The organism is Zhongshania borealis (genome assembly GCF_039539625.1).
Taxonomy (GTDB): Bacteria; Pseudomonadota; Gammaproteobacteria; order Pseudomonadales; family Spongiibacteraceae; genus Spongiibacter; species Spongiibacter borealis.
In genome coordinates, this window is sequence record NZ_BAABDM010000001.1 from 1,177,014 (window position 1) to 1,197,201 (window position 20,188).

At 50.9% G+C, this 20,188-nt stretch carries 18 protein-coding genes; 4 read left to right on the forward strand and 14 right to left on the reverse strand.

The annotated features are described in order from the left end of the window. Window positions 1–20: 20 nt before the first annotated feature. The 14 genes from ABD836_RS05580 to gyrA form a co-directional block, all read right to left on the reverse strand. Window positions 21–1,796, reverse strand: a complete 1,776-nt coding sequence (locus tag ABD836_RS05580; protein WP_344933199.1) for an SLC13 family permease — start codon at window positions 1,794–1,796, stop codon at window positions 21–23. Window positions 1,797–1,799: 3 nt separating this feature from the next. Then, a complete protein-coding gene (locus ABD836_RS05585) occupies window positions 1,800–2,765 on the reverse strand; it encodes a DHH family phosphoesterase (protein ID WP_344933201.1) in 966 nt (321 codons plus the stop codon). 42 nt (window positions 2,766–2,807) lie between these two features. Next, the gene (gene pyrF, locus ABD836_RS05590; protein ID WP_344933203.1) at window positions 2,808–3,518 is read right to left on the reverse strand and encodes an orotidine-5'-phosphate decarboxylase; all 711 of its coding nucleotides are present in this window, start codon (window positions 3,516–3,518) and stop codon (window positions 2,808–2,810) included. Window positions 3,519–3,527: 9 nt separating this feature from the next. Beyond that, window positions 3,528–4,724 carry a lipopolysaccharide assembly protein LapB gene (locus ABD836_RS05595; protein ID WP_344933206.1) on the reverse strand — a complete coding sequence of 399 codons (1,197 nt, stop codon included), beginning with the start codon at window positions 4,722–4,724 and terminating at the stop codon, window positions 3,528–3,530. A 5-nt stretch (window positions 4,725–4,729) separates the two neighbouring features. Next, window positions 4,730–5,026, reverse strand: coding sequence for a LapA family protein (locus ABD836_RS05600; protein ID WP_344933208.1), 297 nt, complete (start codon window positions 5,024–5,026; stop codon window positions 4,730–4,732). Window positions 5,027–5,107: 81 nt separating this feature from the next. Further along, window positions 5,108–5,404: an integration host factor subunit beta gene (ihfB, locus tag ABD836_RS05605; protein WP_008247153.1), complete on the reverse strand. Its 297-nt coding sequence runs from the start codon at window positions 5,402–5,404 to the stop codon at window positions 5,108–5,110. 106 nt (window positions 5,405–5,510) lie between these two features. After that, on the reverse strand, window positions 5,511–7,193 hold the full coding sequence (rpsA, locus tag ABD836_RS05610; RefSeq protein WP_344933211.1) for a 30S ribosomal protein S1: 1,683 nt from the start codon (window positions 7,191–7,193) through the stop codon (window positions 5,511–5,513). A gap of 134 nt (window positions 7,194–7,327) precedes the next feature. Continuing rightward, the gene (gene cmk, locus ABD836_RS05615; RefSeq protein WP_344933213.1) at window positions 7,328–8,020 is read right to left on the reverse strand and encodes a (d)CMP kinase; all 693 of its coding nucleotides are present in this window, start codon (window positions 8,018–8,020) and stop codon (window positions 7,328–7,330) included. Beyond that, a complete protein-coding gene (gene aroA / locus ABD836_RS05620) occupies window positions 8,017–9,333 on the reverse strand; it encodes a 3-phosphoshikimate 1-carboxyvinyltransferase (RefSeq protein ID WP_344933215.1) in 1,317 nt (438 codons plus the stop codon). The genes cmk and aroA overlap by 4 nt, the downstream gene beginning before the upstream one ends. A gap of 25 nt (window positions 9,334–9,358) precedes the next feature. Next, window positions 9,359–10,267, reverse strand: coding sequence for a prephenate dehydrogenase/arogenate dehydrogenase family protein (locus ABD836_RS05625; protein WP_344933217.1), 909 nt, complete (start codon window positions 10,265–10,267; stop codon window positions 9,359–9,361). Then, window positions 10,260–11,363 (reverse strand): histidinol-phosphate transaminase, encoded by a 1,104-nt coding sequence (gene hisC, locus ABD836_RS05630; protein WP_344933219.1) that lies wholly within the window; start codon window positions 11,361–11,363, stop codon window positions 10,260–10,262. Before hisC ends, ABD836_RS05625 begins: the two co-directional genes overlap by 8 nt. A 55-nt stretch (window positions 11,364–11,418) precedes the next feature. Next, window positions 11,419–12,564, reverse strand: a complete 1,146-nt coding sequence (pheA, locus tag ABD836_RS05635; RefSeq protein WP_344933221.1) for a prephenate dehydratase — start codon at window positions 12,562–12,564, stop codon at window positions 11,419–11,421. Window positions 12,565–12,569: 5 nt separating this feature from the next. Next, window positions 12,570–13,649, reverse strand: coding sequence for a 3-phosphoserine/phosphohydroxythreonine transaminase (gene serC, locus ABD836_RS05640; protein ID WP_344933223.1), 1,080 nt, complete (start codon window positions 13,647–13,649; stop codon window positions 12,570–12,572). Between the two features lie 95 nt (window positions 13,650–13,744). Further along, window positions 13,745–16,387, reverse strand: a complete 2,643-nt coding sequence (gene gyrA, locus ABD836_RS05645; RefSeq protein WP_344933225.1) for a DNA gyrase subunit A — start codon at window positions 16,385–16,387, stop codon at window positions 13,745–13,747. 272 nt (window positions 16,388–16,659) lie between these two features. Here gyrA and ABD836_RS05650 point away from each other — a divergent pair, with 272 nt between their 5' ends. Genes ABD836_RS05650 through ABD836_RS05665 form a run of 4 tightly spaced genes read left to right on the forward strand, consistent with a single transcriptional unit; the run spans window position 16,660 to window position 20,163 of the window. Further along, window positions 16,660–17,988, forward strand: coding sequence for a TRZ/ATZ family hydrolase (locus tag ABD836_RS05650; protein WP_344933227.1), 1,329 nt, complete (start codon window positions 16,660–16,662; stop codon window positions 17,986–17,988). Window position 17,989: 1 nt separating this feature from the next. Next, window positions 17,990–18,718 carry a bifunctional 2-polyprenyl-6-hydroxyphenol methylase/3-demethylubiquinol 3-O-methyltransferase UbiG gene (gene ubiG / locus ABD836_RS05655; RefSeq protein ID WP_344933229.1) on the forward strand — a complete coding sequence of 243 codons (729 nt, stop codon included), beginning with the start codon at window positions 17,990–17,992 and terminating at the stop codon, window positions 18,716–18,718. Continuing rightward, window positions 18,718–19,383: an HAD-IA family hydrolase gene (locus tag ABD836_RS05660; protein WP_344933231.1), complete on the forward strand. Its 666-nt coding sequence runs from the start codon at window positions 18,718–18,720 to the stop codon at window positions 19,381–19,383. The genes ubiG and ABD836_RS05660 overlap by 1 nt, the downstream gene beginning before the upstream one ends. A gap of 15 nt (window positions 19,384–19,398) precedes the next feature. Continuing rightward, the gene (locus ABD836_RS05665; protein WP_344933233.1) at window positions 19,399–20,163 is read left to right on the forward strand and encodes a YciK family oxidoreductase; all 765 of its coding nucleotides are present in this window, start codon (window positions 19,399–19,401) and stop codon (window positions 20,161–20,163) included. Window positions 20,164–20,188 lie beyond the last annotated feature (25 nt).

Genomic DNA, 20,188 nt, shown 5'->3' on the forward strand with positions numbered 1-20,188 from the left:
CTACTATTGAGTGGCCGCTGTTAAAACGGCCACACCAAAGGCACAATCACAATTGTCGTGATACCAACCAAGACTGTAAGCGGGATTCCAATTTTAAAAAAATCACTAAAGCGGTAATCGCCCGGCCCGTAGACCATAAGATTTGTTTGATAACCAATAGGCGTAGCAAAACTCGCGGACGCGGCCATCATCAAGGTAACAGCAAAAGGCAGCACGCTCACATCAAGCTGCTGACTCGCAGCCAAGGCGATGGGAAATACGATGACGGCAGCCGCTAGGTTTGAAATCACGGCCGAGAACAAGGTCGTCACCACAAATATCGCGACCAAGGTCGCCATTGGTGAACCCGCCGCCACCCCAACTATCTCACTCGCAATGATAGACGCGGCCCCAGTAGATTCCAGCGAGCCACCCAAGGCAATTGATGCGGCGATAACCAGCAGTATCTGCCAATCCACACTGCGACGCGCATCAGAGGCGCGGATACAGCGCGTCGCCACCATCAATCCCGCAGCAAGAAACGCCGCCTTGAGCATCGACAACCACCCCGCCGCAACCACCACCACCATCGCAAGCATAATGACACCGGCGCGCAACCGATGCTCATGACGCACAGGCCGTGAATTTTCTATTTCGCTGACCAGTAAAAAATCGCGTGAATAGCGCTGGTTAGGAACAAAATCTTCATAAGCCTCAAGCAGCAAGGTATCGCCCGGCTCTAACTCAACATCACCGATACGGCCTTTTAATTGTTCGCCATTTCGAGATATCGCAATAATCGCCGCGCCGTAATTATTGCGAAACTTCATGTCTCGAATCATTCGCCCCAAGTGAGGAAAATTCGGAGAAATAACTACCTCAGCCAGGCATCGCGATAAATTATTCGCACCCAACTTAAAGGCTTGATCCTCCGCTAAGCGCAGGCCGTGGAAGTTTTTAAGGTCTACCACAGAGCGTACATCACCCGCGAAAATCAAGCGGTCGCCGGCCATAAGAATTTCTTTAGGCGACACCACCGTCATTAAGCGCTTGTCGCGCACAATCTCGATAAGAAACATTGCGGGTAACTGTCGTAAACCAGCCTCTTCAATCGACTGCCCAATCATCGGACTGCTGTCGTCGACAATCATTTCAACAATGTATTGGCGCGTGTCGCCAAAGCGCTCGGTTTTACCGAGTTTAAAAGGCAGCAGTTTACGGCTGGTTAATATCGTAAAACCGATAACGATAAGAACAGAAGGCACCCCAACCCACGCCAAATCAAACATCCCTAGCGCCTGGTCCGGAAGCGAATGCAGCAACATTCCGTTCACCACCAGGTTGGTACTGGTGCCGATCAGAGTACAGGTACCACCAACAATCGCCGCGTAACTCAGTGGAATCATGAGCTGTGAAACGGGCAAATTATTGCGCTTAGCCCAATCCCGCACCGCGGGAATCATCATCGCCACGACCGGAGTGTTATTCAGAATGGTACTAAAAGCCGCCACGGGTGCCATTAATCGCAGTTGCGCAACGCCGACAGATTTTGGCCGCCCCAACATACTGTGGGAAATCCAGCTTACTACGCCGGTTTCAGAGAGGGCTTGAGCAACAATAAATAGCACACCAACCGTTACCATGCCCTCGTTAGACATACCCGCCAGCGCTTCTTTAGGCGACAGGACATCCAGCAGCAAGAGCACCACTACCCCGCCGCACAAAATCATATCTGGTGGTCGCCGAGTAAATATTAATGCCAGTAGGCAGCCAGCAATGACACTTAAAGCAATCCATGCATCGACGGTAAACATCATTTATTACATATTTCCGTAGAATTGCTGAAAGCTGTCGATAAAACTATCAAGACTGGTCAGAGGCAAATCATTAATACCTGCCGCTGCAGCACGGCCACCGCCAGTGGGAAATTGCCGACAAAACTCGTCGGCACCGCGCTTATTATTTAAGGGCGCACGAATACTGACTAAATAATTGCCATCTTGCTTTTCAGTAAGAACCGCGTGAGCACGATCAGGCGAATCATTCGCGAGGTCGTTGCTGTATACCCCACTCACTCGGCGAGCCCAGCGCTCATCCGGTAAAATAAAGACCGCCGTTGCCTTATCGCTATGCGCCGCAGGCAACTCGCCAGCAGCACGCATATCATTCTTATAGCCTTCTTCAAGCTGGGAAAAAGTCTCTTTGGCCTCCAGCATAAATTCACGTGGGCTAGCAAAAGGAGCAATACTTAGATAAAGCGCCTCAGGGTCAAAATGCAGATCCGCGATACTTGCGCCATAACCATTGTAGTTTAGGTAAATTCCTAGGCTTTCTAAGCGCTCCAATTCTGCCGAGCTAAGGTTAAGCGGCTTGGCAGCGGCCAAAGCACTATTACGCAAATTATCACCGAAAGCGCCTACAACGGCCCACTCGGCAAATTCGCCTTTTAAAATACCGTTCACCAGCAAACTGGTACACACATCCGACGCAGTATTAATATGGGCAGATAAATTAGCGTGCTCGGGAATATCTCCCGCAAAATGATGGTCGACATAAGTGACCGCAGCACCAGCCGCGAGCGCTGATTCCAGACCCGCGCGGTTTTTATCCAAAGAAACATCTAATACCGTGAGCTGATCGCCCGACTCAACAGTAACGCGATCCAATAAATTAATATCACGTTTGACGCCAGTAACTAAACGACTCGCGACAGGGTTCGCATTGCGCAATTGCACTAAGGCGCACAAACCGTCCGCGTCACCATTAAACACATCGATATAAGCCACATTAATTTCCTTATCGTTTACAGACTATCTAGCGAGCTTCGCTCAGCAGCCTAATGATTGATTGATTTCTTTTAGCGCCGCAAGCGGATCACTACTACGCGTTACCGGTCGGCCGATAACCAAATAATTGCTACCCATTGCCATAGCATCGACTGGTGTCGCCACACGCTGCTGGTCACCCAACGCACTTCCAACAGGCCGAATTCCGGGGGTGACCAATAGGAATTCTTCAGGGTTTTGCGCTCTTAGTATTGGCGTTTCTTGCGCCGAACACACCACACCATCTAAACCGCAATCAGCTGTCAGCGCCGCGAGTCGCGACACTTGGCTAGGCGCATCGGCATTGACACCAATCGCGACGAGATCGTCGCTATGCATCGACGTTAATACCGTGACGGCAATGAGCAATGGCGCATCTTTGCCATAGGGCAACAAGGCGCTCTTCGCCGCCGACATCATTTTTGCGCCACCGCTGGCGTGCACATTAACCATCCATACACCCAGTTCCGCAGCAGCTGCTACCGCAGCTGCCGTGGTATTGGGAATATCGTGAAATTTTAGATCCAGAAAAACCTCAAAACCCCGCTGCTGAAGCGCTTTCACTATCTCAGGACCGAACAAGGTAAATAGCTCTTTGCCGACTTTTAGACGACACTGACTTGGATCTAATTGATCAACCAAGGCGTCAAGCTCGGCACGCACGGCAAAATCTAAGGCGATAATAACTGGTGAAATTGGTGTGGTTTGACTCATCGTATTTGCTTAATCACCCTGGATTCCTCGAATGGGTGTAATGGTACCCCACTGCTCACAGCTGGGACACAGCCAGTGTAACTTTCGACCTGAAAAACCACATTGTCGGCATCGATAAGAAGGTCGTTCCGAACGCAGTGTTGACACCAACTCTTTCATCAACGCCAAAGATGGTTCTTCTCCGGCGTGAGGACTAGCAAGAATCTTAGACACTAAACCTAAGGTTGGACGCTCCCGCGTCGCATCGAGTAAATATCCAAGCGCCTCATCTTTCTCCCCCCTGGCTTCAAGGAGTTCCACCACTTCAATAATAAACGCGGAGCTTTGCGCACTTTTAACAATACGCAGCAATGCGTCAAGATAGGCATCTTGCCCACCAAAATCTGCAAAGGCCTCACGAAACTGTGGCAATATTTCTGAACTGAACACCGACTGACGATCGATGACGGTATGAAGTAATTCCAACACCAATTGCGGTTTGTGTTGTTTCAAGGCGATGCTTGCCGCCAACATATAGGCGCGCACATTATCGCGATCATACTGCCGGGCACTTTGCAGTGCCGCACTCGCACCCTTTAAATTGTGCTCGGCCAATAGTTGTTGCGCTTTTTCGCAGTAAAAATGACTCAGCGCGCACTCGATACGGCGATATACTGGCATCGCCGCTGACGTTTTCTTTAACCAGCTACGAGGCGGCAGCCGACGCAGTGCGACCGCAATAGCGTGATCCCACTCTCGCTCTGACTGATAAATATGCTGCAAATGTTCCAAGGCTTCGCCGCGCAGTGCCTCAGATTCATCGACGACATCTTTAAGCAAGCGCTCAGCGCGGTCTAATACCCCAGCAGAAATATAATCCCGTGCCAGCTCAAGATGAACTTGATGTAGTTTTTCTCTGGCTAAACTTGGCCGTGACAGTAAGTTTTGGTGAATACGGATCGCGCCATCGACCTCACCCTTGCTGCGCATTAAATTACCCAGTGCCAAATGGGTAGGTAAGGTTTCTACGTTGACAGGCAAATCGTTAATGACTGTCATTACCGCCGCATCGGCTTGTTCACTTAATAGGTAGTTGAGGCCTTTATAATACGAACTACTGGTATCCCTCTTTTTACTTTCACCACGAGGACGAAAGTAATACCCAGCTAGCCAGCCCGCCGATACCGCAAGCAAAAACAGCAAGAATTGCAGAAACTCATTACTCACTAAACTTAACCACTCACACCACTGCGCTCTGCAACGGCTTTACCGGGTTTTGCAGCGAGCTGACGGCGCAACCCCAGACGGGAGGCTTGTAGCCGCAAAATAACAAGTGATGACGCCAACAACCCACTAATACCGCCAAGGAAAAAGGCCAGAATTATCCACGTTGACAGACGTTGAGCCGGCAGCTCCGCCACCAAGATATTAAGCGGCACCAAAACATCGTTTTCCAAGGTAAAAAGTAAGCCTAAGCCCAGCACCGCGATAAGTAATACAAGTAGCAATATAGAACCAATAAGACGCATATTATTTTATCCACACAAAAAAAAACGATATAGCCAAAGACCATACCGTTTCTTAAAAAATAACGCTAGCAGATACCGCCTTTACGCGCCTGACTGAATACTCAGGTTTACCCGCTCACGCAATTCTTTGCCAGGTTTGAAATGAGGAACATATTTACCAGGTAGCTCAACCGTATCACCCGTTTTAGGGTTTCTACCCATCCGCGGCTCACGATAGTGCAGTGAAAAACTGCCAAAACCACGTATTTCGATACGATCACCTGTCGCCAGAACCTGAGACATATGCTCAATCATCGTCTTTACCGCCAACTCAATGTCCTTGTGAGACAGCTGGGGTTGGTGCTCTGCGATCAGCTCTATTAACTCAGATTTGGTCATTGCTTGTTCCCGTTGTTGCCAACATTCAAGCCTAGCTTAGCATTTTTCTGCATATAAGCCAGATAGTTACGCACACTTATCAAGATAAGTGTGCGTCACGCAGACCTTAGTCTTTGTTTTCCATCTGTGCTTTGATCAAGTCACCGATAGTTGCAGGTGCAGCAGCCGTTTCGGGTTCTTTTTCACGCAGTGATTTAACAGCTTCTTTCTCGTCATCAACGTCCTTGGCTTTAATAGACAAGGTCATTGCGCGGTTTTTACGGTCAACACTGATAATCTTAACTTCAACGGTCTCGCCCACTTTCAGGACGTTACGCGCATCTTCAACTTTATCACGGCTGATCTCAGAAGCTTTCAGTACGCCTTCCACTTCTTCGCTCAACACGATGATAGCGGCTTTAGCATCAACTTCTTTAACAACACCATTTACAATGGCGCCTTTGTCGTTTTCAGCAACGTAGTTAGAGAACGGGTCGTCTTCAAGCTGTTTGATGCCCAAAGAAATACGCTCGCGCTCAGGATCGATAGACAGGATTACAGTCTCGATCTCGTCGCCTTTCTTGAACTTACGCACGGCTTCTTCGCCAGTTTCGTTCCAAGAAATGTCTGACAAGTGAACCAGACCGTCGATATTGCCGTCTAGACCGATGAAGATACCGAAGTCAGTGATCGACTTGATAGCGCCCTTGATCTTGTCGCCTTTAGTGAACTGACCACCGAAGGCATCCCATGGGTTTTGCTGACACTGTTTGATACCCAAAGAAATACGACGACGTTCTTCGTCGATATCCAGGATCATTACTTCTACTTCGTCGCCAACATTAACCACTTTAGAGGGGTGAATGTTTTTGTTGGTCCAATCCATTTCTGAAACGTGAACCAAACCTTCAACGCCTTCTTCTATTTCGGCGAAGCAGCCGTAGTCAGTCAGATTAGTAACTTTAGCTTTAACACGTGAATTTTCTGGGTAACGGCCTTTGATAGCCACCCATGGATCTTCACCCAATTGCTTCAGACCGAGTGATACGCGGTTGCGCTCACGGTCAAATTTCAGAATACGAACATCAATTTCTTGGCCAACTTCAACGATTTCACTTGGGTGCTTAATACGCTTCCAAGCCATATCGGTGATGTGCAACAGGCCGTCAATACCGCCCAGATCTACGAAAGCACCGTAGTCGGTCAGATTCTTCACGATACCTTTAACAATCATGCCTTCTTGCAGAGATTCGAGTAGCGCTTCGCGCTCTTCGCTGTTTACGCTCTCAAGAACGGCGCGACGAGAAACAACAACGTTGTTGCGCTTCTGGTCTAATTTAATGACTTTGAATTCGAGTTCTTTGCCTTCGAGGTGCGCAGTATCGCGAACCGGACGAACGTCAACCAATGAACCGGGCAGGAAGGCACGGATGCTGTTGATGTCGACAGTAAAACCACCTTTTACCTTGCCGTTGATGATACCGATAACGGTTTCTTCAGCTTCATAGGCCGCTTCAAGCGTAGTCCATGCTTCAGCGCGCTTGGCTTTTTCACGTGACAGTTTAGTTTCGCCAAAGCCGTCTTCTACAGACTCTAGAGCAACCTGAACTTCGTCACCAATTGCCAGAACGAACTCACCGCTTTCGCTCAAGAACTGCTCGCGAGGAATAACACCCTCAGATTTCAGTCCGGCGTGAACGGTAACCCAATCACTGTCAATATCAATAACAACGCCGGTCACGATTGAACCGGGTTTCATATCAATGGTTTTTAAACTTTCTTCAAATAGATCAGCAAAGCTCTCGCTCATTAGTCATTACCTGAGTATTAATAGTGGCATCGCCACCGTATCGCCGTGTATCCAGCTTACACGGGTCAATTCATATTGCCCCAAAACAACGCCAGCTGGTATTTGCGCTGTCTGTGACGGTTTTTTGCCCGCTTTTACAAGCTAGGCAGACGAATCTTGGCTTCTGCCAACACCCGCTCGAACACTTCTTCTATTCCCAAGCCACTACTATCAAGCTGTATCGCGTCAGCAGCGGGCTTTAAAGGAGCCAGTTCGCGCTCAGAATCTCGCTTATCTCGAGCCTGAATCTCCAATAAAAGGGTCGCGAGATTAACATCATCACCCTTTGATTTCAACTGCTTATAGCGGCGCTCGGCGCGTTCCTCAGCGCTGGCGGTTAAAAATATCTTGAGCGGCGCGCTAGTAAACACCACCGTGCCCATGTCGCGACCATCGGCAACCAACCCCGGCGCCTGGGCAAAATCGCGCTGACGCTGCAATAAAGCGCTGCGCACCGCGCCCAAAACCGCCACCTTAGAGGCCAATAAACCGGTTTTCTCAGTACGCAGCTCGCCGCTCACGTCATCACCTTCCAGCAAAACGGAGGTTGGCTCGCCCGCCGCACCGGGAACAAACTGCACATCTAAATTTTTAGCGAGCGTCGCAACCGCTAACTCATCATCCAGTGCAACGCCGTGGCGATCAGCGGCCATCCCGGTTAAACGGTATAGGGCGCCGCTGTCTAATAAATGCCAACCAAAATGGCGAGCCAAGGTCTGACACAAGGTGCCTTTACCTGAGCCGCTCGGACCATCGATAGCGATTACAGGAACCGGGAGATCACTCATGAGCTTTGCTCGGCATTCAATTGTTCAATTTGCATACCCAATCCAGCGGCCAATTCAACAAAGTTCGGGAACGAGGTCGCGACGTTATCGCAATCCTGTATCCGAATAAGGTCTGTTGCACGCAAAGACGCCACTGCAAATGCCATCGCAATACGGTGATCATGATGGCTATTCACCGTGGCACCGGTAATTTGGCCGCCCTCGATGACAACACCATCTTCCGTGGGCAGGGCTGAGATCCCCATCGCCTGCAGCCCATCTGCCATCACTTGAATACGGTCACTTTCTTTCACCCGCAATTCTTCAGCGCCGGTCAATACCGTACGACCTTCAGCGCAAGCCGCCGCCACAAACAGCACAGGAAATTCATCTATCGCCAAGGGCACCTGGTCTTCAGGAATATCAATGCCCTTAAGCTTAGCGTGGCGAATGCGAATATCCGCCACTGGCTCGCCACCCACTTCGCGCTCATTGAAAACAGTGATGTCTCCGCCCATAGCGCGAAGAATATTAATTACGCCGACGCGCGTTGGGTTTACACCAACGTGCTCAAGCGTTAAATCAGCATCGGGACAAATACTCGCTGCCACCATAAAGAAGGCCGCAGAAGAGATATCAGCGGGTACATCAATGTGCACTGCCGACAATCGACCGCCACCCTGCAAACTCGCAACGGGACCTGCGACCTGCACATCGTAGCCAAAACCGCGCAACATGCGCTCGCTGTGATCACGCGTGGGCGCTGGCTCAGTCGTGCGTGTTTGACCTTCGGCATACAAGCCTGCCAGTAAAACACAGGATTTCACCTGAGCGCTGGCCATCGGCAATACGTAATCAATGCCCGTCAACTTACTGCCGCCACGCAGGGTTAAAGGCGGACGTCCACCCTCAGCTGTTTCAACCACAGCGCCCATTGCACGAAGCGGTGCGGCAACACGCTCCATAGGCCGCTTGCTCAGCGATACGTCGCCAGTCATGGTGACATCAAAATTCTGCCCAGCCAGCAAGCCTGCCAACAGACGCATTGAGGTACCGGAATTACCAACATACAAATCACCAGCCGGTGCCTTTAACCCATCACGACCGACGCCATGAATGACCACTCGACCATTTTCTGGACCATCGATTTGCACACCCATAGACTGGAACGCCTTGAGTGTAGACAAGGCGTCCTCACCTTCAAGAAAGCCGTCTACGGTGGTAGTGCCGTCAGCAATCGCGCCGAGCATAATCGAGCGATGAGAAATAGATTTATCTCCGGGAACACGGGCTGTACCGCGCATTTGGCCACCGGGCTGCAATAGAAATTCCACGATTAGATTCTCTTTAATAAGCAAATTAAGTTGAAGGCGATTTCTTCTGCCGACTGAGATACTGCCCCAGAAAGTGTTCGTCGCGGGCGCGCTTGGCACGATCAAAGGTGGCGTAAAGGCTGGCGCCGTCGCCGCTGGCAATTGCCGCGCGGACTTTGTCTAAATGCGCACTGAAATTATCGATCCCTTGTAAAATCGCATCTTGATTTGCAAGGGCAATATCGTGCCACATTGTTGGATCACTTGAGGCTATACGAGTGAAGTCGCGAAAGCCGCCCGCCGCAAAGCGGAAAATATCGGCTGCCGCGCCATTCTGGGCAAGGGCGTCAACAAGGGTATAGGCCAAAACATGCGGCAAATGACTCGTCGCGGCCAAAACCGAATCATGCTCGGCGACATCCATACACACCACTTCGGCACCACATGCTTCCCACATCGCCTGTACCAGCGTTGTCGCCGCCGCAGAAGTGGTCGGCAAAGGTGTCAATATAACGCGGTGATCTAAAAATAAATCAACGGTCGCTGCCTCTACACCACTTTGCTCAGAACCCGCTATGGGGTGGCCCATCACAAAATTAGCCGGTACGTCACCAAAAACATTTTCGGCGGCGCGCTGCATATTACCCTTCACACTGGCGACATCGGTCACAACCATTGCTGTCGTCATTAATGGTTCGAGCTCAGCGAGCACTTTCTCTGCTATCAACGTTGGCGTGGCAATCACGACGACATCGGCATTCGCTACCGCCTCTGCCATATCGAGGGTCCAGGCATCAATAACGCCCAGCGCCAAGCCTTTCTCTAGGGATTCAGCCCTACGTCCAGTTGCAACTACCTGGCCTACTGCGCCTTGTGCTTTTAGCGCACGAGCAAGCGAACCACCCATCAGTCCTAAGCCGATAATGGTGAGCTTATTGATATAGAACTCAGACACTCAACACCTTTTTCAACGCGTCTAGAAAGCGCTTATTCTCGTGCGGCAAACCAATTGAAACACGTAAATGTTTAGGCATTTGATACACGCCGACTGGGCGCACAATCACACCCTCACGCAGCAGTGCCTGGTAGACAGACATAGCATCGCTCGCCAGCTCAACGGCAATAAAATTCCCCAGAGACGGAATATAGCGCAGGCCCAGCGCATCCAAGCCTTGGCATATTTGCACCATGCCATCGCGATTAATTTGCTGACTGCGCTGAAGGTAATCTTCGTCATCCAGTACTGCCAGCGCGGCCGCCAAAGCTGGAACGCTCACATTGAATGGTGCACGCACGCGATTGAGTAAGTCGGCGGTTTCGGCAGTGCTAATACCATAGCCAATACGCAAACCGGCTAGCCCATAGGCCTTAGAGAATGTGCGAGTCACAATGATATTGGGATAGGATTGCAGAAACTTGAGGCCATCGGGAAAATCATCCGCCGCCGCAAATTCAATATAGGCTTCGTCCAACACCACCATGACATGGTTTGGCACTTGGGCGAGAAACGCCGACAATTCATCGCGATTTAAGTAATTGCCAGTGGGGTTATTGGGGTTGGCAATAAACACCACACGAGTATCAGCTTCAATTGCCGCCGCCATCGCAGCAAGGTCGTGACCCCAATTTTTCGCGGGCGTAACAATGGCTCGCGCGCCCACCGCCTGCACTGCAATGGGGTAAACAATAAAGGCGTGCTGAGAGAAAACTGCCGAGCAACCGGGGCCAAGAAAAGTACGGGCAATAAGATCTAAAACGTCATTAGAACCATTACCTAAAGTAAACTGCTGCTCGCTAACACCCAGCTTTACGGCCAATTTTTTCTTGAGTTCAAAACCACTGGCATCAGGATATAAATGCAGATTTTTTAAAGCCCGCTCCGCAGCAGCCAAGGCCAACGGCGATGGCCCTAGTGGATTTTCATTACTGGCCAACTTAACCACATCACTTAGGCCCAGCTCACGCTGTAACTCTTCAATCGGCTTACCCGGCTGATACGGCTGCAAACCGCGCACGCCAGCATTGGCCAGCGCAAACACATCGCAACTCACGATTTAGCCACCTTTAGACTTAATATAATGCGCAGAAAGCAGAACACAAACATGACTAGATTGCCGCCTTTGGGTAAGAACCCAAGACTTTAAACATTATGGAGTACTGCTCAATGGCATTGAGAATATCAATAATTTTAGGATCGTCGCGGTGCCCTTCAAATTCGATAAAGAAGACATAAGTCCACGTTTCGCTGCGCGATGGCCGCGTATCGATACGAGTCAGCATCACATCGGCTTTCTGGAAAGGCTCCAGCAACTTAAACAATGCACCCGGGCGATTGCGCGCAGACACCACTAATGAGGTTTTATCGCTACCGCTGGGCGAGACATTCTCACGTCCTATTATAAGGAAGCGTGTGGTGTTGTCGGGTTGATCTTCTATATTTCCCGCAAGCTGCTGCAAGCCATATTGGCTTTCCGCCAAATCACCGGCAATCGCCGCGACACCTTCTTCCTCGGCAGCCATTCTTGCGGCTTCGCCATTGCTACTTACCGCAGAACGTTCAACACCGGGGAAATTCGCGTCCAGCCAACGTCGACTCTGCGCTAAGGCTTGCTGGTGAGCGCAGATCCGCTTGATCTCTTTACCCGCGGTTTGACTGCTAACCAACAAGTGAAGACGGATACGTAGCTCAACTTCACCACAAATTTTTAACGGTGAATTAATAAAGGCATCAAGAGTATGGGAGACCATGCCCTCGGTGGAATTCTCTACCGGCACCACACCGTAGTGGCACTGACCAGACTCAACTTTGGCAAACACACCGTCAATAGAAGCCTGAGGCACGCTAATAACAGCGTGACCAAAATGTTTTAATGCCGCAGCTTGGGTAAATGTACCACCGGGGCCGAGGTAAGCGACTTCCATTGGTTTTTCTAAAGCCAAGCACGCCGACATAATCTCGCGAAAGATAAATGCAACTGTATCGTCAGCCAGCGGACCATTGTTAGCCGCCTTCACCCGCGCCAAGACCTGCGCCTCACGCTCCGGACGGTAAAACAGTAATTGCTGAGAGCTATTGCTATCGCCACTAGACTCAAACTGCTGAGCCGCTGCGAACTCGGCCAACTTCACCTCAGCTACTTGCTGGGCGCAGCGTGCGCGCTTATTCAATAATTCGTGAATCTGAGTATCGATACTATCGATATCCTGACGCAAGGTATTGAGATCCACTGGCGGCGTTTTGCTTTCAGTCATAGTAATTAGCTGTTCTGCTCGGCAAAGGCTTTCATATAAGCAATTAATGCATCAACCGCTTCTTCTGGCACTGCATTATAAACACTGGCGCGCATACCACCCACCGAGCGGTGGCCTTTCAAATTCAACAGCCCCGCCTCTTCTGCACCAGCAAGGAAAGACTTATCCAAGCTTGCGTCAGCTAAAACAAAAGGAATATTCATTAATGAACGACTGGCAACTTCAACTGGGTTGCTATAAAAACCGCTGGCATCGATATAGCCGTACAACTTCTCTGCTTTACGACGGTTGATTACTTCCATCGCCTCTAGGCCGCCCTGCGCCTTCAACCACTTGAATACTAAGCCGGCCATATACCACGCTAGAGTTGGCGGCGTGTTGTACATAGAATCGTTATCAGCAGCAGTTTTGTAATCCATCATTGTCGGGGTAATAGCATTTGCTTTACCCATTAAGTCTTTGCGCACAATAACAATGGTTAAACCTGCTGGGCCGATGTTTTTCTGGGCACCGGCGTAGATCAAACCAAATTTATTCACATCGACTGGACGCGACAATATAGTTGAAGACATATCCGCAACTAAGGGCACCTTGCTTTCAGGTGTCCAGAAAAACTCTAGACCGCCAATTGTTTCGTTGGGGGTATAGTGCAAATACGCGGCATCTTCACTTACGTTCCAGCTTTCAAAGGCAGGGATTGTGGTGAAGTTAGTGTCTTCCGAGCTGGCAACCACATTCACTTTGGCATAGCGCTTGGCTTCTTTAATAGCCTTTTTAGACCACTCACCGGTGTTGACGTAATCAACAACCTTGCCTTCGCCCATCAGATTCAAAGGCACTGCGGAGAACTGACTGCTCGCACCGCCCTGTAAAAACAACACAGCGTAGTCGTCAGAAATCCCCATCAGCTCACGCAAATCCGCCTCAGCCTGATTCGCGATTCCGACCATTTCCTCAGAGCGGTGACTCATTTCCATGACCGACAAACCGCGCCCCTGCCAATCCAGCAATTGCTCTGCGGCTTCAGTTAATACGGCTTCAGGAATAGAAGCTGGGCCTGCACAAAAATTAAAACGACGTGCCATTTGAATTGCCACTCCAAAGATTAAAAATTCATAAGCGACGAAAGCCACGCTTCGCCGCTCTTACTTCCTAAAAGAAGCTTTACTGTAATGCAGACTTATTCGTCGACCGCTGGCGCATCATCACCTGCTGCATCATCGGGCTCAGCGGCAATCACATCCGCTTCGCTTGCAACAGCAGGCTCAGCCTCGTCATCCAATGGCAGCTCTTCATCTTCTTCGTCTACCCGCTGTACGCCCACCAAATGTTCATCTTCTTTAAGACGAATAACGCGAACACCTTGGGTATTACGACTTAAAATTGAGACTTCATCGGTACGGGTACGAACCAAGGTGCCTTGATCGCTGATAAGCATCAAGTCATCGCCTTCAAAGACCTGCACAGCGCCGACCAGAGGACCGTTACGCTCGCTCATTGCCATGGCGATTACACCACGGTTACCACGACCCTTGGCAGGAAAGTCTTCAACCAAGGTTCGTTTGCCATAGCCATTTTCAGAGACAGTCAAAACACAGCCGCCCGCCTGGGGAATAATCATGGCAATGGCGCGCTGACCTTCATCCATACGAATACCACGCACACCGCGCGCCGTACGTCCCATGGCGCGCACGTCTTTCTCTGCAAAACGTGCGGCTTTACCAGCACTGGTCAACAGCAATATATCGTTCTCACCATTGGTGATCGCTGTGCCGATCAGTACATCGCCTTCGTCCAGCTCTATCGCGCGCAAACCCACGCTGCGCTGGCGAGAAAACGCCTCTAGCGGAGTCTTTTTCACTGTACCGAAACCGGTGGCCATAAAAATAAAGTAGCCTTCAGTGTATTCATTCACCGGCAATATTGAGGTAATTCGCTCGTCTTCACCCAATGGCAATAAATTCACCATGGGGCGACCGCGAGAGTTACGACCTGCCACAGGAATTTGGTATACCTTAAGCCAGTACACCTTACCGATATTACTGAAGCACAAAATCGTGGTGTGCGTGTTCACCACTAATAAATGTTCTACAAAATCTTCGTCTTTTACCGAGGTCGCCGATTTTCCCATACCACCACGGCGCTGAGCTTGGTAAGTATCCAAAGGCTGTGATTTCGCATAACCACCATTAGAAATAGTGACCACGCGATCTTCTTCAGGAATCAGGTCTTCGTGATTCAAGTCTAAATGCGAAGCGACAATCTCACTGCGACGCTCATCGCCGTAGTCAGCGACAACCTGCTCCAGCTCACCGCGAATTACCGCGATCAATACGTCTGGATTAGCCAAAATATTCAGGTACTCGGCAATTTCTAGCAAGCGCTCCTGATACTCACCCAGTAGCTTCTCGTGTTCAAGGCCAGTCAGCTTTTGCAGACGTAAATCAAGGATCGCTTGCACTTGAACTGGCGACAGAAAGTACTGACCGTCGCGCATTCCGTACATTTCTTCTAAATCGTCTGGACGGCAGGCATTTTCGCCGGCGCGCTCTAACATGCCAGCTACATCGCCCAATTGCCATGGGCGAGAGATCAATGCATCTTTAGCTTCTTGGGTAGTGGCCGAGGCCTTAATCATGGCAATAATTTCGTCAATATTGGAAATCGCAATGGCAAGACCTTCCAATACGTGACCGCGCTCCCGCGCCTTGCGCAGCAAATAAACGGTTCGACGGGTAACCACTTCGCGACGATGGCGAATAAAATATTCAATAAGCTGCTTTAAATTCAGGATGCGTGGTTGCTTGTCGACCAGCGCGACAATATTAATACCAAACACATTCTGTAACTGGGTCTGAGCATAGAGATTATTTAAAATCACCTCACCGCTTTCACCGCGTTTCATTTCAATAACAACTCGCAAGCCGTCTTTATCAGACTCGTCACGCAGCTCTGAAATACCTTCTATTTTCTTTTCTTTAACAAGCTCGGCGATTTTCTCGATCAACCGTGCCTTGTTCACCTGATAGGGCAACTCGTGAATAATGATCGTTTCGCGGTGGGTCTTTTCATCAATAAGCACTTCTGCACGGGCACGAATATAAATGCGACCACGACCAGTCTTATAGGCTTCGACGATACCCGCGCGGCCGTTGATAATCGCCGCCGTTGGAAAATCTGGCCCCGGAATATGCTCCATCAATTCTTCAACGGTGATATCGGGGTTATCAAGGGTCGCCAAGCACCCGTTAATCACCTCAGTAAGATTGTGAGGCGGAATATTAGTCGCCATACCTACCGCGATACCTGATGAGCCATTAATCAGCAGCGCAGGGATTTTGGTCGGCATAACTTCTGGAATTTGCTCAGTGCCGTCGTAGTTAGGCACCCAGTCCACGGTCTCTTTGTCGAGATCGGCGAGGATTTCATGGGCAATTTTACGCATGCGGATTTCGGTATAACGCATGGCCGCCGCGTTATCACCATCGATGGACCCAAAGTTACCCTGACCGTCGACCAACATATAGCGCAAGGAAAAGGGCTGCGCCATACGAACGATGGTGTCGTAGACCGCAGAATCACCGTGGGGATGGTATTTACCAATAACATCGCCAACAACACGGGCTGATTTCTTATAGCCCTTATTCCAGTCGTTATTAAGCTCGCTCATCGCGAACAACACCCGGCGATGAACCGGCTTTAAACCATCCCGGACGTCGGGCAAGGCCCGACCCACAATGACGCTCATTGCATAATCGAGGTAGGACTGCTTTAGCTCATCCTCAATATTGACCGGCAAAATCTCTTTAGCTATATCAGCCATGAACGGGGTAATTCCTTATTATGGATACTCGCTTCGCAGCATTGGCGCTGAGAAATCGGACGCATCCGGTATTTAAGCCAGCACTGGCGCTATCACCGCAAGCGACGCAACAGCTCGAAGCACAAAATAAAGGGGCAATCATAGCATAATTCCAACGCCCTAAGACAGTTCAAAATCGCCGTAAATCAATGCGCTATCGCCACAAATCGGCCCACAGCCTCACCGTTTGCGGGTATACTTGCGACTTTGCCCATAAGGATCCGGACAGCCCTATGCCCGCCCCCATTATCAATCGTGCCGACACCTTAATTTTTGCCCAATGGATAATCCCCGTTGCAGCAAATAGCGCACCGCTTGCCAACTATGCCATTGCCATCAATGATGGCAAAATTGCCGCCATACTGCCCGCGGCAGAAGCCGAGGCCATCACGGCTAGCGAGACGCTGCACCTTAAGCACCACGCGCTTATGCCGGGGTTGATTAATGCCCACGGCCACGCTGCCATGAGCCTATTCCGCGGCATGGCAGACGACAAAGCACTCGACACATGGCTAAACGATCATATTTGGCCCGCCGAGGGGCAATGGGTTAACGAGGATTTTGTCCGCGACGGTAGCGAGCTCGCCATTGCCGAAATGCTACGTAGCGGCACCACGACCTTTAGCGATATGTATTTTTTCCCGGAAATTACCGCCCAAGTGGCGCGCAAGGCCGGTATTCGCGCTCAACTTAGCTTTCCTATCTTTGACTTCCCCTGCGCATGGGGCAGTGGCCCCGACGATTATTTCCGCAAAGGCTTAGCCCTGCTCGACGACCACAAATACAGCGAGCTAATTAACATCGCCTTTGGCCCCCACGCGCCCTATACAGTCGGCGACGAAGCAATGCAGCGCATTGTCACCTTCGCCGCTGAACTCGACGTGCCAATTCAAATCCATCTCCACGAAACTCAGCAAGAAGTAGACGACGCAGTAGCGCAATTAGGCCAGCGGCCAATTGCCCGGCTCGCCGCCCTTGGCCTGCTCGGTCCAAAGACCCAGTGCGTACATTTAACCGCCCTGAACGATGAAGATATTGCCACCCTCGCCAGCCACGGCTGCCACGCGGTGCATTGCCCTGAGTCCAATCTAAAATTAGCGAGCGGCTTCTCACCCATCGAAAAAATGCGAAAAGCTGGCATTAACGTCGCGCTTGGCACCGATGGCGCCGCCAGTAATAACGATTTAGACCTTTTCGGCGAAATGCGCACTGCCGCGATGCTTGGCAAAGCAGTCGCCAATGACGCCAGCGCCCTGCCTGACAGCTACGCCCTTGAAATGGCAACGCTGAATGGCGCAAAAGCACTGGGCATTGACCACCTCGTCGGCAGCATTGAAGTCGGCAAGCAAGCAGACATCATCGCCATCGATCTCTCGGGGCTGGAGCAGCAGCCAATTTACAAACCAACATCTCAGATTGTCTACACCAATATTAGCCACCAGGTTCGCTATAGCTGGATCATGGGCCGCAAGGTACTGGATAATGGCGAACTGACCACGCTAGACAGCCGGGACATCGTTGCCCGCGCACAGCTCTGGCGCAAAAAGATTAGCGGAGAATAATATGCAGCAAGGCCACGCAAACAACACCGGCAGCAATGTCGATCCGGCAGAAATTGCCAAGTTTGAAGAACTCGCCCACCGCTGGTGGGACCGCAACAGCGAGTTCAAACCCCTGCACGACATCAACCCCCTGCGCGTTAACTATATTGATGAGCGCTCGCCCTTGGCAGAGCGTAAAGTTGTCGATGTAGGCTGCGGCGGCGGTATCTTATCTGAGTCAATGGCTCAGCGCGGCGCCAAAGTCAAAGGTATCGACATGGGCGAAACACCGCTGAATGTCGCGCGTATGCATCAATTGGAGTCCGGCACCAAGGTCGAATATTTCCAGATAACAGCCGAGGAATTAGCTGAAGACGAAGCCGGCTGCTACGACATCGTCACCTGCTTAGAAATGCTTGAGCACGTTCCCGACCCCTCCTCGGTCATTCGCGCCTGCGCGAAACTCTGCAAGCCCGGTGGCGACATTTATTTTTCCACCATCAATCGCAATCCCAAGGCCTTTATGCTGGCCATCGTTGGCGCCGAGTATTTATTAAAAATGCTTCCTCGGGGCACCCACGACTTCAGCCGCTTTATTCGCCCCGCCGAATTAGGCAACTGGGTACGTCAAGCCGACTTGCAAATGCAACACATGACCGGCTTAACCTATAACCCCCTACTGCGTACTTACCGCCTTAACGACAAAGATGTCGACGTCAATTACATGATTCACGTTAAGAAACCGCTGTAATGCTAAAGGCCGTACTGTTTGACCTCGATGGCACCCTGCTCGATACCGCAGCGGATTTCACAACGGTATTGAACGCCATGCTCGCTGAGCACCAATTAGCACCACAGAGCTATGACGAGGTGCGCAAGCGGGTTTCCGATGGCGCTCGCGCAGTGGTCAGCCTCGGCTTTCAACAACAGGAAGGCGACGCTGGCTTCCAAAAATTGATCAATGAATTTTTAGATCGCTATTTGGCCCAGCTCGCGGTAAGCACCACCTTGTTTCCCGGCATGAATGAGGTCTTAGATCACATAGAAACACGTGGCTTGAAATGGGGTATCGTTACCAACAAGCCGGCCCGCTTTACTGAGCCTCTGCTGATGGCCATGGGTTTAGACCAGCGCTGCGCCACCGCCATCTGCCCCGACCACGTAACAAATCGTAAGCCCCACCCAGAACCCATATACCTCGCCTGCAAGGAAATCGCCTGCCTGCCCGCTCACACGATCTATGTTGGCGACCACCGCCGTGATATCGAGGCGGGACGCAATGCCAGCATGCGCACAGTGGCCTGTGCTTACGGCTATGTGTCAGCGGGTGATAGCGCGGAAAGCTGGGACGCAGACTATATTGTTGCCCAAGCCAGAGATTTAATTCCGCTAATCAATCAACTACATACTCCCTAAACCCGAGGATATTCTGTGCCTTTAAGCCTCCCCCATGATTTCATCGCCACCCCTCAATGCTTAGCGGGTAAAACCATTTTAGTAACCGGCGCTGGCGATGGCATCGGTCGCGCCGCAGCCCTAAGCTATGCCAAACACGGCGCCACTGTTATTTTATTGGGCCGCACCGTGGAGAAACTCGAAGCGGTTTACGACGAAATCGAAGCTGCCGGTTACCCGCAAGCCGCCATCTACCCAGTTCACCTGCGCGGCGCAGTAATGAAAGACTACGAGGAGCTAGCCAATACCATTGAACGAGAATTTGGTCATCTTGACGGCCTGCTTCACAACGCCAGTATTCTTGGCCAGCGCCGGACGCTAGCGCAAACCACCCCCGATAGCTGGGATGACGTACTACACGTCAATATCACGGCGGCCTTTATGATGACGCAAGCCCTGCTACCCATGCTCGCCGCCGCCAATGCCGCATCAGTGGTACTGACATCGTCCAGTGTTGGCCGCAAGGGTCGCGCATTTTGGGGAGCCTATGCGGTTTCAAAATTTGCGACAGAAGGCTTTATGCAAGTTTTGGCAGACGAAGAATTTGAGTTAAACAACACTCGGGTTAACACCATAAATCCCGGCGCTACCCAAACCGTCATGCGCCGCACGGCTTATCCCGGCGAAAACCCGCAAAATAATCCGCTACCAGAGGTCATTATGCCGCTGTATTTGTATTTAATGTGCGATGCCAGCGCCCAAGTCAACGGCCAGCAGTTTGACGCTCAGCCGAAAAGCTAAGCTACTCCAAAACAAAAGTCTCCGG